The 16,299-nt window shown below is 33.8% G+C and carries 13 protein-coding genes and 1 pseudogene; 9 read left to right on the top strand and 5 right to left on the bottom strand.

Features of this window, described 5'->3' with window-relative positions; all coding sequences use genetic code 11:
- The 4 genes from HMPREF2597_RS10660 to HMPREF2597_RS10645 all read left to right on the top strand — a co-directional run bounded on the left by HMPREF2597_RS10660 (nt 1) and on the right by HMPREF2597_RS10645 (nt 3,589).
- Nucleotides 1–813: an ABC transporter permease gene (locus HMPREF2597_RS10660; RefSeq protein ID WP_002459417.1), complete on the top strand. Its 813-nt coding sequence runs from the start codon at nt 1–3 to the stop codon at nt 811–813.
- Nucleotides 810–1,883 (top strand): ABC transporter substrate-binding protein, encoded by a 1,074-nt coding sequence (locus HMPREF2597_RS10655; RefSeq protein WP_002478363.1) that lies wholly within the window; start codon nt 810–812, stop codon nt 1,881–1,883. Before HMPREF2597_RS10660 ends, HMPREF2597_RS10655 begins: the two co-directional genes overlap by 4 nt.
- Before the next feature lie 72 nt (nt 1,884–1,955).
- The gene (gene auxB / locus HMPREF2597_RS10650) at nt 1,956–3,002 is read left to right on the top strand and encodes a lipoteichoic acid stability factor AuxB (RefSeq protein WP_002478362.1); all 1,047 of its coding nucleotides are present in this window, start codon (nt 1,956–1,958) and stop codon (nt 3,000–3,002) included.
- Nucleotides 3,003–3,133: 131 nt separating this feature from the next.
- Nucleotides 3,134–3,589, top strand: coding sequence for a DUF4064 domain-containing protein (locus tag HMPREF2597_RS10645; RefSeq protein WP_002478361.1), 456 nt, complete (start codon nt 3,134–3,136; stop codon nt 3,587–3,589).
- A 262-nt stretch (nt 3,590–3,851) separates the two neighbouring features.
- Here the strand turns inward: HMPREF2597_RS10645 and HMPREF2597_RS10640 are convergent, their stop codons facing one another.
- Both HMPREF2597_RS10640 and HMPREF2597_RS10635 read right to left on the bottom strand, forming a co-directional pair.
- Nucleotides 3,852–5,204 (bottom strand): Nramp family divalent metal transporter, encoded by a 1,353-nt coding sequence (locus tag HMPREF2597_RS10640; RefSeq protein WP_002459413.1) that lies wholly within the window; start codon nt 5,202–5,204, stop codon nt 3,852–3,854.
- 261 nt (nt 5,205–5,465) lie between these two features.
- Nucleotides 5,466–6,077: a YktB family protein gene (locus tag HMPREF2597_RS10635; RefSeq protein ID WP_002478360.1), complete on the bottom strand. Its 612-nt coding sequence runs from the start codon at nt 6,075–6,077 to the stop codon at nt 5,466–5,468.
- A gap of 182 nt (nt 6,078–6,259) precedes the next feature.
- Between HMPREF2597_RS10635 and HMPREF2597_RS10630 the strand changes: the two genes are divergently transcribed.
- Nucleotides 6,260–7,075: an inositol monophosphatase family protein gene (locus HMPREF2597_RS10630; RefSeq protein WP_002459411.1), complete on the top strand. Its 816-nt coding sequence runs from the start codon at nt 6,260–6,262 to the stop codon at nt 7,073–7,075.
- Nucleotides 7,076–7,248: 173 nt separating this feature from the next.
- On the opposite strand, the gene HMPREF2597_RS10625 is transcribed toward HMPREF2597_RS10630, so the two are convergent.
- Nucleotides 7,249–7,446 (bottom strand): DUF5325 family protein, encoded by a 198-nt coding sequence (locus tag HMPREF2597_RS10625; RefSeq protein ID WP_002478359.1) that lies wholly within the window; start codon nt 7,444–7,446, stop codon nt 7,249–7,251.
- A 98-nt stretch (nt 7,447–7,544) separates the two neighbouring features.
- On the opposite strand from HMPREF2597_RS10625, the gene typA reads away from it, so the two are divergent.
- A complete protein-coding gene (typA, locus tag HMPREF2597_RS10620; protein WP_002459409.1) occupies nt 7,545–9,392 on the top strand; it encodes a translational GTPase TypA in 1,848 nt (615 codons plus the stop codon).
- Between the two features lie 156 nt (nt 9,393–9,548).
- Here the strand turns inward: typA and HMPREF2597_RS12970 are convergent.
- Together HMPREF2597_RS12970 and HMPREF2597_RS10610 are read right to left on the bottom strand one after the other, a co-directional pair.
- Nucleotides 9,549–9,692, bottom strand: a pseudogene (locus tag HMPREF2597_RS12970) (DUF2197 domain-containing protein); the annotation flags it as partial.
- Nucleotide 9,693: 1 nt separating this feature from the next.
- Nucleotides 9,694–10,179 carry a hypothetical protein gene (locus HMPREF2597_RS10610; protein ID WP_002459407.1) on the bottom strand — a complete coding sequence of 162 codons (486 nt, stop codon included), beginning with the start codon at nt 10,177–10,179 and terminating at the stop codon, nt 9,694–9,696.
- A gap of 143 nt (nt 10,180–10,322) precedes the next feature.
- Here HMPREF2597_RS10610 and HMPREF2597_RS10605 point away from each other — a divergent pair, with 143 nt between their 5' ends.
- From HMPREF2597_RS10605 to HMPREF2597_RS10590, 3 genes are all read left to right on the top strand, one after another.
- A complete protein-coding gene (locus HMPREF2597_RS10605) occupies nt 10,323–10,601 on the top strand; it encodes an Fpa/YlaN family protein (protein ID WP_002459406.1) in 279 nt (92 codons plus the stop codon).
- Between the two features lie 300 nt (nt 10,602–10,901).
- Nucleotides 10,902–12,140 carry a cell division peptidoglycan polymerase FtsW gene (gene ftsW / locus HMPREF2597_RS10600; RefSeq protein WP_002478357.1) on the top strand — a complete coding sequence of 413 codons (1,239 nt, stop codon included), beginning with the start codon at nt 10,902–10,904 and terminating at the stop codon, nt 12,138–12,140.
- A gap of 665 nt (nt 12,141–12,805) precedes the next feature.
- Nucleotides 12,806–16,252 (top strand): pyruvate carboxylase, encoded by a 3,447-nt coding sequence (locus HMPREF2597_RS10590; RefSeq protein ID WP_002478356.1) that lies wholly within the window; start codon nt 12,806–12,808, stop codon nt 16,250–16,252.
- Nucleotides 16,253–16,299: the final 47 nt, after the last annotated feature.

The following is a 16,299-nucleotide window of genomic DNA, read 5'->3' as shown; positions in this document are numbered from 1 at the left end:
GTGAAATGGTATGGCAAATTATATATAAGTATCTTATTGGTCATCTTATATGTCCCAATATTTTTTCTAATGTTTTATTCATTTAATTCTGGTGGAAATATGATACATTTTGAGCATTTTACGTTCGAACATTATCAAAGCTTATTTAAAAATGACAAACTCATGGCAATTATTTTTAATACAATAGCAGTAGCACTATTGGCTGCATCAATTTCAACTGTTATAGGAACATTTGGAGCGATAGCACTCTTCTATTTAAGACAGAAGAAACTTAAAGTAACATTATTGACATTAAACAATGTACTTATGGTGTCATCTGATGTAGTTATCGGTGCTTCATTTTTAATTATGTTTACTGCGCTTGGACATTTTACGGGAATCGGATTAGGTTTCGGTACTGTTTTAGCATCGCATATTGCGTTTTGTATTCCAATTGTAGTTATTGTTGTTTTACCACAACTTTATGAAATGAATCACAATATATTAAATGCTGCACGAGATTTAGGAGCAACAGAATCACAAATTTTAAGTCGCGTACTTATTCCAAATTTAATGCCTGCGATTATAGGTGGTTTTTTTATGGCTTTAACATATTCATTAGACGATTTTACGGTTAGCTTTTTTGTGACTGGGAATGGTTTTAGTGTCCTATCAGTTGAAGTCTATGCCATGGCTAGAAAAGGAATAAGTATGGAAGTAAATGCGATCTCAACACTGTTATTTGTTGTTATCGTCATTGGTATAGTTGGTTATTATGGTATCCAGCGTTCCTTAAAGCGTAAACCTAGATTGAAAAGAGGTATGCTACGATGAAACAGTTTCTTCAATTAGTTTGCGGCGCGCTGGTTATTGGATTACTTTGTCTAGGGATAAGTCATCTTTTTAGTGGACATGAAAAAGCAAAATCTGGCAAAAAAATATATGTTTATAATTGGGGAGAATACATTGATCCTGAATTGATTAAACAATTTGAAAATCAAACGGGGATAGAAGTTATATATGAAACGTTTGATTCTAACGAGGCGATGGAAGCCAAAATAAAAAATGGTGGTACTCACTATGACGTTGCTTTTCCAAGTGAATATACGGTACAAAAATTAAAGCGTGCAAACTTACTTGTGCCATTGAATCATCATAAATTACCTAATATGCGAAATTTAGACCCAGATTATTTAGACAAGTCTTATGATAAGGGAAATCAATATTCTATTCCATATTTTTTTGGTACAGTGGGTATATTATACAATAAACAAGCATATCCAGACGCGTCATTTAATCATTGGTCTGATTTATATCAAGAACGATATCGTAATGATGTATTACTTGTCGATGGGGCGCGAGAAATTATAGGATTAAGTTTAAATAAATTAGGTTATAGTTTAAATGACACCAATTCACAACATTTACGACAAGCTGAACAAGATTTGAAAAAGCTAGGACCACAAGTTCGAGGCGTTGTTGGTGATGAAGTAACAATGATGTTGCAGCAAAATGAAGGTAACATCGCAGTAGTGTGGAGTGGTGTTGCTGCACCACTTGTGCAAGGAAGCGATAAGTATAATTACGTTGTTCCTAAAGAAGGCTCCAATCTATGGTTCGACAATATGGTGATACCAAGGACAGCTCAAAATAAAGAGGGCGCATATCAATTTATAAACTTCCTTTTAGATGCGGAAAATAGCAAGAAAAATACGGAATGGGTAGGCTATGCGACACCAAATAAAGCAGCACGTCAGTTACTACCTAATGAAATTAGAAACGATCATCGTTTCTATCCAACACAACAAGAACAAGCCCGCTTAGAAGTATATAAAGATCTTGGTCAGCGAACACTTGGGAATTATAATGAAAGCTTTTTGAATTTTAAAATGTCGTTAAAGTAGCATAAAATTGTAGTTATTTAAGTTAAAATTCGATATAATTATTTGATAAGGATGGTAAGGGAGTTGTAATAAATGTCAGGAGAACAGTATACTCAAATCAAACGGCCTGTAAGTCGTTTAACTGAAAAAATACTTGGTTGGTTTAGCTGGATTTTCTTGTTGCTAATGACAATTATTACTATGTTTATTGCATTAGTTTCATTCAGTAATGATACGTCAATACAGAATTTAGAAGCCACATTAAATAACAATGATTTAATTCAACAAATATTAGGTAATAATGGTTTTAATACAACTCAGTTTGTAATTTGGTTACAAAACGGTATTTGGGCAGTGATAGTATATTTTATTATTTGTTTGCTCATCTCATTTTTAGCACTGATTTCAATGAATATTAGAATATTATCAGGAATATTATTTTTAGTTGCATCTGTTGTTACGCTACCACTCGTACTTTTATTTGTGACATTAATCATTCCTATTTTCTTCTTTATCATTGCTATTATGATGTTTGCAAGAAAGAATAAGGTAGAAATAGTACCTGCATATGGCTATCCTGGTTATGATGATAACTTTGATTATCGCTATAATGAGCCGGATTATCAACAACAGCCACCGATATATGATGATTATGAACGTCATCAGCCTAACGACGACATGGCATATCACATGCCACAAGAAACGAGCAATTCATCATTTAACGAAGATGATAAATACGATCAATATCCTAAACGTGCGATTATGAGTGACTATCAATCAACAGACGATGAAGATGAAGCACCACAAGTACTCTCAAGACAGGCAAAATATCATAAGAATAAATATCAAGATGAATTTAGCGATGAAGGAGCTGCCCCATTTAATGAAGCAGTTGTCCAACAAGAACCGGTATTAGATAAAAAAGAGTTAAAAGCGCAACGCAAACAAGAAAAAGCTGAAATTAAAGCAAGAAAACGTGAAAAACGAAAAGCTTATAATCAGCGTATGAAAGAAAAACGTAAAAATCAGCCAAGCGCAGTAAATCAGCGACGTATGAACTATGAAGAGCGTAAACAAATATTTAATCATGAAAATAGTGCAAAAGATCAGCAAGAAAGTCATCTTGATGATTCAAAATAAACTATGAAGTAAAGCGCGGAGCATCAAGTCAATAAAGACTGATGTTCCGCTTTTTATTATTATAATGTATTCGCTTTTAACATATATTTTTAGTATGATAGATATTGAGTACAATAAGGGAGAGTTGCTATTTGAAGACAAAGAAAGAGCTGGTCATTGCATGGATAGCAAATGGTCTAAGTCTAATTTTTTTGCTTTTTAATATCTTATCCATGCTTTTAACAGATGAAAAGAATAATGTGAAAGAATATGAACAAATGGCGAAACAATTTGCTGGTAAAAACGTTACAGTGACCCCAGAGCTAATTCATTTTATTATGGTGTTTTTCATAGGCATTTTAGCATTTTCAACTATATTGGGAATCGCTGCGACAACATTGATAAAAAATCGTTCACTTATTGCAATATTTCTATTTATTTCTGCAGTTTTAATAGGACTATTTAGTATGAACATCATTGCAATGATTTTATGGTTAATCGTTATTGTGTTGTTGATTGTTAAAAGAAACCAATATAAAAATGATTCCGATTGGCATGCAGAACAATATAAACATGCAGAAAAGAAAGAAAATCCATATATCTATTAAATGAAAAGTTGAAGCATTACGTGTATATTAATAGTGTTTAAGACATAATTTATAAAATAAAAGCTCGTAAATGATTTTTCACAATCATCTACGAGCTTTTTTATCTTGATACTTCATATTGAATAGCTTGGTTCTCCTAGAAGAACGTTCATAACCAATCCCAAATGAAAGGGTTTGTAAATTTTCGCTTTGAAAAATTTTTACCGAGTCTCGGTCTTTAGCATGTCCTATAGATCGAGTTTTATTTTAAATTAGGAGCCATTTATATAAATTCTTTAAATGTTTCGATAATCAAATAAACATTTAATACACTTAAAACAATGATAAGTATCCATGAGCAATAATTAACCCATGATTTATTTACGAAAGGTCCCATTAGCTGTTTGTTACTTGTAGATAGCTGCAATGGTATAAGTGAAAACGGCAAAGCAATACTTAAAAATACTTGTGAAAATACTAGTAATTGTTCAATTTTCTCTTCATTACCTTTAAAAATGATGAGGCAAATAATAACTGGAATAACAGCAATTGCTCGAGTAACAAGACGTCTTAACCAGTTAGGTAATGAAATATTTAAAAAACCTTCCATAACAATTTGACCTGCTAATGTTCCTGTAATGGTCGAATTTTGACCTGAAGCTAACAAGGCAACAGCAAAAAGTGTACTCATGATAGCACCTAATGCAGCTCCAAGAATAGGTTGTGTCCGTAATGCATGGTATAAATCATAAAAGCCACCTAGTTGATCTTGGTTAACGCCATAAAATAGTGATGCACCTAATACTAATAATAAACAATTAACTACAAAGGCAACGGATAATTGTAGATTAGAATCAATTGTTGCATACTTAATTGCCTGTGCTTTTTCTTTTATAGAGTGTCTATCATATTGGCGTGATTGGACAATAGATGAATGTAGATACAAATTATGTGGCATAATTGTAGCTCCAACAATACCCAACGCGATATATAAAATTCCATGATTTGTAATGATTTCTTTATGAGGAACAAATCCTTCTAAAATAGCTGTTGTACTTGGAGAAGAGATAAATACCTCAAAGACAAAAATGGCTAACACAGTAAAAATTAATGTTCCAACAATGGCTTCGATTTTTCTAAAACCAAATTTCATTATAAATAGTAATAAAAATACATCACAGACTGTAATAATCGCGCCAACAATCAATGGGATGCCTAACAACAAATTTAGTGCGATGGCACTACCTATAACTTCTGCAATATCTGTTGCTATAATGGCAAGTTCTGCAATAATCCAGAAAATAATTGCCACTGGTTTTGAAAGATAATGTTTTGTCATTTGAGCTAAATCATGACTGGTCGCAATCCCTAGACGCAGTGTCATGCTTTGCAGTAGCATAGCAGATAAACTGGATATTAAGATAATAAATAATAAGGTATATCCAAATTGTGCTCCACCTTGCATTGAAGTAATCCAATTTCCGGGGTCCATATAACCAACAGCAACTAATAGGCCAGGGCCCAAAAATGCTAGAAATTTTTGGCTTGATGTACCATTTGAATCAAATTTAATCGTATTATTAATTTCATCTAAGCTTAGATGTTTAGGTTGATGTGTAGTGTCTCTCTTATTCATTCATAAAACTCCTTAATAGTAGATGTATAAATATTAACCTAAAATAAAAATTAGGTCAACCTAAACTTTTTTTATTATTAGAAAAAAATTATGCTTATTTAAGAAAATATATAATTTTTTGGTCAGTACGATAACACTTAGTTATAGTATCAACTATATCGGTTGAATGCATAAACAATAAAACGCAATTAAAAAAACTGCCACTGACATTTGAAATGATTCATTGTCAGTGGCAAGGTTAGAATAATTATATGGCTAAAATTATGCGTAGAATTTAATAAATTCGTTAAATGTTTCTTCAACAAAATTTAGGAAAGCTCGATCGCTTTTTAAGCGTTTATCGTTTGGTGCAAGTGTACGTGCAACAAAGAATTCGCCTTTTTTCACATTTTTGACTCTATCAATTGCTTCATGTAATTCGTCGACGGATAAGTCTTTGATAAGTGGTTTATCAGGTTTCATGTGATCAAGGCAAATGCGATAATCTTCAGGTAAATGTGTTAACGTATCGAAGTGTTTATCAAATGTCTTAACACGTTGGGCTTTATCTTTAGTTTCGTGCATAACGCCATACATGATAAACAGATGGTCTTTAAATAGCCCAATTTGAAAATGAGGCAACATTTTATAACCACGTTTATTCGTTGCAAATGCTACCCATGTGTCTTTAGGTGGATTAACACTGCGACGTGCATGCTTTGCTACATGTGAATAAAATGTTTCACCTGTTTGAGATGTAAAATAATCAGCAAAATAATCTCCTAAAGCACGTAATTGAGGTCTAACATGCGCTTCTAGAGCTTCCATGCGTGGATCTAAACCGTCGACATCAAATGCTTTAAAATCTTTTTGTTTAAACGTATACTTAGTCATTGTTTAACTCCTTTATAATGGAATAAGGTTGTTACTATTGTAGCATAAGTCCACACTATTCGACTTCGAAGTTGATTATAGAAATAACGTTTAAAGATCTATTGAAAAGGAAAACAAAATTGTATTGTATATAACAATGTAGGTGGAATCATGTATAATGATAGATAATAGGAGATGGTACCGTGGCACTATATGATTTTGCGAAAAGTTTAATACTAGAAGCAGGCAATAATGTTAGATTAATGATGAAAGAAAAGTTAAGTATTGAAACGAAATCAAATCCGAATGATTTAGTAACTAATGTTGATAAAGCAACAGAAACATATATTTATGAGGCAATTCACTCCAACTATCCTGAACATAAGGTGATTGGAGAAGAAGGACATGGACATAACATCAGAAATATTGATGGAGTAGTATGGGTTGTCGATCCTATTGATGGCACGCTTAATTTTGTGCATCAACGTGAAAATTTTGCGATTTCTATTGGTATTTATTACAACGGAGAAGCCTATGCAGGGTTTGTTTATGATGTTATGAAAGATGCTTTATATCATGCAAAAGTACATGAGGGAGCCTTTGAAAATAATCATCGTCTTGAAGCAATTGGTACATCAGAATTAAAATCAAGTTTAATTGGTATAAATCCTAACTGGGTAACAAAGCCTATCATTGGGCCGATTTTTCAGCCAGTTGTAAATCGTGCTAGAAGTTCCCGTGCATACGGGAGTGCTGCACTTGAAATTATTGCTGTAGCTAAAGGACAACTAGCAGCATACATTACACCAAGATTGCAACCTTGGGACTTTGCTGGCGGGTTAATTATACTAAATGAAGTTGGTGGCAAGGGAAGTAATTTGTTAGGAGAAACTTTAGAGATTACACATCCTGATTCTGTTTTAATGGCTAATCAAACAGTTCACGAAGAACTTCTTCAACAGTTCTTTTTACCACATCAACAAACTTTAACAGAATTACATGCTAAATATTACAAATAAAAGAGAGCGGAACAGAATGCATTATAAATTCGAAGTCCCGCCCCAGCATGGTTGACTAGGATTGAAAAAACTTGGTATAAGCGTATCTTTTCTCCAGTCAACTACTGCCAATATAGAGTTCAGAGCCCAGAACAAGAATGATGTTCCAGGCTCTTCTAATATTCATCTGAAGTTTATAGCCAATGATTATTACGATATTTTTTCTTAAGTGTAAAGCCTATGCCAAATATTGCAATGAGTAATATAAGTGTTAAAATCATCATTGGAACACTTCCAGCACCAACACTGAAGCTAAATAACACTAAAAATATAACAGCTAAGATTGATAATATCCAAAATATAGATTTTGATTTTTGTTTTTGATTTTGCATACCCCACCCCACCTTTTGCTTATCATTTCTTAATAGTATGATATAATAAAAAAGTTGTAATTAAAAGTGGGAGTTTACCTAAGAAAGGAAATAATAATATGACTAATAGAAGAGAAGATGTACGTAATATCGCAATTATTGCTCACGTCGATCATGGTAAAACGACATTAGTAGATGAATTACTTAAACAGTCGGGTATTTTTAGAGAGAATGAACATGTTGACGAGAGAGCGATGGACTCTAATGATTTAGAGAGAGAACGTGGTATTACAATTCTTGCCAAAAATACTGCAGTCGACTATAAAGGAACAAGAATTAACATCTTAGATACACCTGGACACGCTGATTTTGGCGGTGAAGTAGAGCGTATCATGAAAATGGTTGATGGTGTCGTTTTAGTAGTAGATGCGTATGAAGGTACGATGCCACAGACACGTTTTGTATTGAAAAAAGCATTAGAACAAAATTTAAAACCAGTTGTGGTTGTTAATAAAATTGACAAACCATCTGCTAGACCTGAAGGTGTAGTAGATGAAGTTCTAGATTTGTTTATCGAATTAGAAGCTAACGATGAGCAATTAGATTTCCCAGTAGTTTATGCTTCAGCTGTAAATGGTACAGCGAGTCTTGATGCTGAGAAACAAGATGAAAATATGCAATCACTATATGAAACAATTATTGATTATGTGCCAGCACCAATTGATAACAGTGATGAACCATTACAATTCCAAGTAGCATTATTGGATTATAATGATTACGTTGGCCGTATTGGTATTGGGCGAGTTTTCAGAGGGAAAATGCATGTAGGTGATAATGTTTCATTAATTAAATTAGATGGCAGTGTAAAAAATTTCCGTGTGACTAAAATATTTGGTTATTTCGGCTTAAAACGTGAGGAAATTGAAGAAGCGCAAGCCGGTGATTTAATTGCTGTTTCTGGTATGGAGGACATTAACGTAGGTGAAACGGTTACGCCAACGGATAATCAAGAAGCATTACCGGTGTTACGTATTGATGAGCCTACATTAGAAATGACATTTAAGGTGAATAATTCACCATTTGCTGGGCGTGAAGGAGATTTTGTGACAGCACGTCAAATTCAAGAACGTCTAGAACAACAGCTTGAAACAGATGTTTCCTTAAAAGTATCACCAACTGACTCTCCTGATACATGGATTGTTGCTGGTCGTGGAGAATTACATTTATCTATTTTAATTGAGAATATGAGACGTGAAGGGTTCGAGCTTCAAGTATCTAAACCACAAGTTATTTTAAGAGAAATTGATGGTGTATTAAGTGAACCATTTGAACGTGTTCAATGTGAAGTACCTTCTGAAAATGCAGGTGCTGTGATTGAATCATTAGGTGCACGTAAAGGCGAAATGGTTGATATGACAACAACGGATAATGGTTTAACGCGCTTAATCTTTATGGTTCCAGCACGTGGTATGATTGGTTACACAACTGAATTCATGTCTATGACACGTGGATACGGTATTATCAATCATACATTTGAAGAGTTTAGACCGCGAGTGAAAGCACAAATTGGTGGTCGTCGTAATGGTGCATTGATTTCAATGGATCAAGGTCAAGCAACAGCATATGCCATTATAGGTTTAGAAGATCGTGGTGTTAACTTCATGGAACCAGGTACTGAAGTATATGAAGGTATGATTGTTGGAGAACACAATCGTGAAAATGATTTAACTGTAAATATAACAAAAGCAAAACACCAAACAAACGTGCGATCTGCAACAAAAGATCAAACACAAACAATGAATCGTCCTAGAATTTTAACGTTGGAAGAAGCGTTAGAGTATATTAATGATGATGAATTAGTAGAGGTAACACCGCAAAGTATTCGTTTGAGAAAGAAAATTTTAAACAAAGCAGCACGCGAAAAAGAAGCAAAACGTGTAAAACAAATGATGCAAGATAACGAATAAAATAGATTAGTAAGTGATATAAAAAAGCTGATTGAAGTATTGACTTCAATCAGTTTTTTTAGTCTTTGCAGTTTTTTTATTCTTCTTGAGCGACTTTTTCGGCTGTTTGTGACAGCGTTTATCTGTTGCATTTCTTTGAGTCTCTTGTGTATAAGGTCGTTGTTTAGGTTTATCCAGTCGACTCTTACAATCATCGCACATAAACGTGCGTATAGGATTATTTTGTAATCGCTTAGCTTCAACGGTTGCTTCATCAATAAATACTTTGCGATCACAAATGATACATTGCACTTCACGCAAATTAAATCACCTCGATATGAGTTATATGCTTAAACTGGTAATCATATCCTTTATTTTGTATATAAACAAAACTATCAACAGCATTGTCTTCATAGAGACGTTTACCATCTTTAGCGAATTGGAAAAATAAATAGGGGAGTAAATCTAATGGAACATCGATAGCATCTTGGTTTTTATCAATTAAGCGAATCATTGTTGCATTATTATGCGGTTCAGCATTTTTGAAAAACGGAGTCATATTAATGACGAAAGAGTCCTCTAAGACGGCACGTTTTTTATATTTAATCTCAGAATTAAGTGTTGGTGGGTTTGTTTGACCTTCAAGTATGGCACGATTCCATTCTCTATTATCATCAAATTCAATGGGTTTAGATCCGTCAAAAACGCCTTGTTCAAGGTCAGAAATACTGACTTTACGATCATCAAAAATCCAAGTTGTACTATCCAATGTAATCGGATATTTAACTTCACCTGTTATCTGTATCATTATATGTTCCACTCCCTAAATTTAAACTACGATTTCATTTTAGCATAAATTTAAAATTTCCTTTACTGAAATTCACTTGCTTTTTGATATGTAGTAAGATAAACTTTTTACATGAAGATATTTAAGGATAGGGGGAGTATGTGATGGCGAACCAAACTAATTTAAAAAGTGTGGCATATGAACAATTAAACAAAGATGCAGATAGAATATTACAACTTATCAAAGTTCAAATAGATAATTTAACGTTACCATCTTGCCCATTATATGAAGAAGTTCTCGATACTCAAATGTTTGGCCTACAAAAAGAAGTTGATTTTGCTGTTCAACTTGGGCTTGTTGATAAAGAAGATGGCAAAGATTTAATGTTAAGACTTGAGAAAGAACTTTCAAAATTACATGAAGCATTTACAGATGTTAAATAATAAATGGGTGTTTTTAATAACTTATGTATAATTAAGTGTTGCGTACTAACAAGATACATACATGCGGGTTGATGACAAGTGACTGGAGTATTAATTGAACTTAATATTCTCAGTCACTTTTATGTTAAGTATGATGAATGTTGTGTTTGATTTTGTTTATGAGCTATAGTCAGTTAATATTTGAGAAATAGCTCGCTTGAAGTATATAATAGTTTAGAAAGATTTCTTTACATAATTTTAAAATATAAATTTTTCAGATGAAATAACTAGTTTAAAATTTAGAATTGGATGATCAACTTTATGAATAATTTTAAAAATTTAATGAGAAAGATTGGTAAAACATCTAAATTTATCGATTATCCATTATTAATAGCTTATGTGATATTGTGCCTGATTGGATTAGTTATGGTATATAGTGCAAGTATGGTTGCTGCTACTAAAGGAACGTTAACTGGTGGCGTTGAGGTAGCTGGTACGTATTTTTACGATCGACAATTACTCTATGTTATTTTGAGTTTTGCGATTGTATTTGTCATTGCATTTTTGCTAAACGGCAAAATCTTGAAAAACCCTCAAGTGCAGGTAGGTATTATGGGAACAATCATACTATTACTACTTTTAACGCTCATTATTGGGAAGAACATTAATGGTTCAAAAAGTTGGATTAACCTCGGATTTATGAACTTACAAGCGTCAGAATTACTTAAAATTGCCATTATTATGTATATCCCTTTTATTATTGATAGGAAAATGCCTAGAGTAAAAAAAGATTTTACTTTAATATTTGCACCTGTGGGATTAGTTTTATTCTGTTTAGCGCTTGTCTTTTTACAGCGCGATGTTGGGCAAACATTATTGATTATTATTATATTTGGTTCGATATTGTTATATTCAGGTTTAGGCTTTGAAAAGTTTTTCAAAGGAAAGTTCTTTATCATCTTAACGGCTATTGCTGCAGCTTTTTTCATAGTATTACTTATAGTGGCATTATCAGGACATTTGCCTGGCTATTTACAAGCGCGTTTTAGTACATTAGTTGATCCGTTCGCATCATCGGCTGGAACGGGTTATCACATTTCTAACTCACTTATAGCTATAGGTAATGGAGGTCTATTTGGTCGAGGACTAGGCAACAGTGTGATGAAGTTAGGTTATTTACCTGAACCACATACCGATTTCATCTTTGCTATAATTTGTGAAGAATTAGGATTAGTCGGTGGTTTATTCGTTATAGGCTTATTATTTTTTATTGTCTATAGAGCTTTTATACTTGCAAATAAAACGACATCATATTTCAATAAACTTGTATGTGTTGGTGTAGCAAGCTATATTGGCAGTCAAACATTTGTTAATTTAGGAGGCATTTCTGCAACCATTCCATTGACTGGTGTACCATTGCCATTTATTAGTTTTGGTGGTTCATCAATGATTAGTTTAAGCATTGCACTTGGCTTATTGCTTATGATCGGTAAACAAATTAAGAAAGAAGATAAATTACGCAAACAACGTCAAAAAAGTATGCCAAAACGCATAATGTAGTAATATCTATCTTTATAGCTATTTGAATCATTTATCATCCAAGATGTTGCGACATAGAAGCCTCTGACAAGTTGAAGAAGTCAATTTCTACTGAAACTCAATAGAAATTGACTTCTTCATTATTTCTATCATTAAAGTACCATTAAGACAAAATACGAAGCCCTTCACCAAAACACTTAAAAGTGGGGCCCCAACAAAGAGGCTTTCGAAATGAAAGCCAACAGACAACGCAAGTTGGGGTGGGGCCCCAACAAAGAGAAATGCAAGAAGCATTTCTACGGACAACGCAAGTTGGGGTAAAGGCCCCAACAAAGAGAAATGCAAAGCGCATTTCACCAAGCACAGCAAGTTGGGGATGCTGAAGTCTGTCTTTATATGTCAAACTACCTTTAATGCTATTTTGGAGAGATGTATGTCCTAGCTGGTTTTAATCATTTATGATTATTTTACTAAGTTTTAGATACAGTATAGCAACAAATACTGAATGATGATAAAATTAAATTATGATATATAATAACTTTTACTTATTCGCTTATGGTCAGTTTTAGTTTGTGTATTGTTAGCATATTTTCACAAAATATTAATGGCTTTTTAGCGTAAATTAAGATAAAATTTTATTATCTAATTAGTTAGAATTTTCAAATAATAAGAGGGGTGTCACTGCTTTGAAACACATTAAAAAGTTACTGGTTGCCAACCGCGGTGAAATAGCAATAAGAATTTTTAGAGCAGCAACTGAATTAAATATTAAAACGGTCGCAATTTATTCTAATGAGGATAAAAGTTCTTTACATAGATATAAAGCTGATGAGTCCTATTTAGTTGGTAAAGATTTGGGACCAGCCGAAAGTTATTTGAACATCGAACGCATTATAGCTGTAGCTAAAGAAGCTGGTGCAGATGCCATACATCCAGGGTATGGTTTTTTAAGTGAAAATGAACATTTTGCACATCGATGCCATGAAGAAGGCATTAAATTTATAGGACCTCATCTAGATCATTTAGATATGTTTGGGGATAAGGTTAAAGCAAGAACAACTGCAATAAATGCGGATTTACCTGTTATACCAGGGACAGATGGACCGATAGAAAACTTTGAAAGTGCTCGTGTATTTGCGGATGAGGCGGGCTATCCGTTAATGATTAAAGCCACAAGTGGTGGTGGCGGTAAAGGTATGCGTATCGTTAGGGAAGCGAACGAATTAGAAGATGCCTTTCATCGTGCTAAATCTGAAGCTGAAAAATCTTTTGGCAATAGTGAAGTATATATTGAAAGATACATTGATAATCCTAAACATATCGAAGTACAAGTTATTGGAGATGAATTTGGCAATATTGTGCATCTATATGAGCGTGATTGTTCAGTACAACGTCGCCATCAAAAAGTTGTTGAGGTAGCGCCATCTGTTGGTTTGTCAAAAGAATTGCGAGAGAAAATTTGTAATGCAGCTTTACAATTAATGACTAAAATCAAATATGTAAACGCCGGTACGGTGGAATTTTTAGTTTCAGGTGAAGACTTTTATTTTATTGAAGTCAATCCTCGTGTCCAAGTAGAACATACAATCACTGAAATGATTACAGGTATTGATATTGTTAAAACTCAAATATTAGTGGCTGATGGTGCAAGCTTATTTGGTGAGGAAATTGGTTTACCACAACAACAAGATATCCATACTTTAGGATATGCAATTCAATGCCGCATTACAACAGAAGATCCTACTAATGATTTTATGCCTGATTCAGGTACAATCATTGCTTATCGTTCAAGTGGTGGCTTTGGCGTTAGATTGGATGCTGGTGATGGATTCCAAGGTGCGGAAATTTCACCTTATTATGATTCATTGCTTGTCAAATTATCAACGCATGCCGTGACTTTTAAACAAGCAGAAGAAAAAATGGAACGATCATTACGTGAGATGCGTATCCGTGGTGTGAAAACGAATATTCCATTTTTGATTAATGTGATGAGAAATAAAAAATTTAGAAGCGGTGATTATACAACTAAATTTATTGAGGAAACACCTGAATTATTTGATATACAACCGACACTGGATAGGGGAACAAAAACACTTGAATACATTGGCAATGTTACAATCAATGGCTTCCCAAATGTTCAGCAAAGACCTAAACCAGATTATGAAACGACTTCTATACCACGTATTGCAAAGAAACAAATCAATAGTTTGTCTGGTACTAAACAATTGTTAGATCAGCATGGACCAAATCATGTTGCACAATGGGTGCGTCAACAAGATGATGTCTTAATTACTGATACCACTTTTAGAGATGCACATCAATCTCTCTTAGCTACGAGAGTACGTACAAAAGATTTAATGAATATTGCTTCAAAAACAGCTGAAGTCTTTAAAGATAGTTTTTCACTTGAAATGTGGGGTGGCGCAACCTTTGATGTTGCATATAATTTCCTTAAAGAAAACCCATGGGAGCGATTAGAACGTCTTCGTGAAGCAATTCCAAATGTATTATTCCAAATGTTGTTGCGTGCGTCGAATGCGGTGGGGTATAAGAATTACCCCGATAATGTTATCAAGAAATTTGTTGCTGAAAGCGCCAAAGCTGGGGTAGATGTCTTTAGAATTTTCGATTCATTAAATTGGGTTGATCAAATGAAGGTAGCCAATGCAGCGGTGCAAGAAGCAGGTAAGATTTCTGAAGGTACCATCTGTTATACAGGTGATATTTTAAATCCGGAGCGTTCTAATGTCTTTACGTTAGAATACTATGTAAATTTAGCTAAACAATTAGAACGTGAAGGTTTCCATATATTAGCGATTAAAGATATGGCAGGTTTGTTGAAACCTAAAGCAGCATATGAATTAATTGGCGAATTGCGCGCAGCTGTTGATATGCCTATTCATTTGCATACACATGATACAAGTGGCAACGGATTGTTGACATACAAAGAGGCAATTGATGCTGGGGTAGATATTATTGATACAGCAGTCGCATCAATGAGTGGTTTAACAAGTCAACCAAGCGCGAACTCTTTATACTATGCTTTAAATGGCTTTGATCGTAATATGCGTACTGATATCGCTGGACTTGAAACGTTGAGTCATTACTGGGGGCATGTGCGTGATTATTATAATGATTTTGAAAGTGATATTAAATCTCCAAATACTGAAATTTACCAACATGAAATGCCAGGTGGTCAATATTCAAATTTAAGTCAACAAGCTAAAAGTTTAGGTTTAGGAGAACGCTTTGACGAAGTTAAAGATATGTATCGCCGTGTTAACTTCTTATTTGGTGATATCGTTAAAGTTACGCCTTCATCAAAAGTTGTTGGGGATATGGCACTTTATATGGTTCAAAATGATTTGGACGAAGAAAGCGTGATTAGAGATGGTCATAAACTTGATTTTCCTGAATCAGTAGTTTCTTACTTTAAAGGGGAAATTGGGCAACCAGTTAATGGTTTTAATAAGCAATTGCAGGATGTTATTTTAAAAGGTCAGCAGCCGTTAACCGCACGACCAGGTGAATATCTGGATGATGTAAACTTTGATGCAGTGCGTAAAGAATTGGCTAATAAACAACAAGAAGAAGTGACTGATCAAGATTTAATTAGTTATGTATTGTACCCTAAAGTATACGAACAATATATAGCGACTAAAGAGCAATATGGTAATTTATCATTACTAGATACACCTACTTTCTTCTTTGGAATGCGTCATGGAGAAACAGTAGAAATTGAAATTGATACTGGTAAACGTTTGATTATTAAATTGGAAACGATTAGTGAGCCAGATGAAAATGGCAATCGTACAATCTATTTTGTGATGAATGGTCAAGCACGACGTATCTACATTAAAGATGAAAATGTTAAAACAAATGTGAATGTAAAACCTAAAGCAGACAAGACGAACCCAAGTCATATTGGTGCGCAAATGCCTGGATCTGTGACAGAAGTTAAAGTTGCTGTAGGAGATGAAGTTTCTGTAAATCAACCGTTATTAATAACTGAAGCTATGAAAATGGAAACAACAATACAAGCACCATTCAATGGTATAATTAAGCAAGTCACTGTGGCAAATGGTGATGCCATCGCTACTGGTGATCTGCTTATCGAAATTGAAAAAATATAACATAATAATAAAGGCACAAAAAGGGTCTGGGACATACATCTCAGAAA

The organism is Staphylococcus sp. HMSC063A07, from assembly GCF_001836955.1.
In the GTDB taxonomy this organism is placed as follows: Bacteria; Bacillota; Bacilli; order Staphylococcales; family Staphylococcaceae; genus Staphylococcus; species Staphylococcus lugdunensis.
The sequence above is the reverse complement of the archived record's forward strand: the minus strand, read 5'-3'. Positions and strand labels throughout refer to the sequence as shown.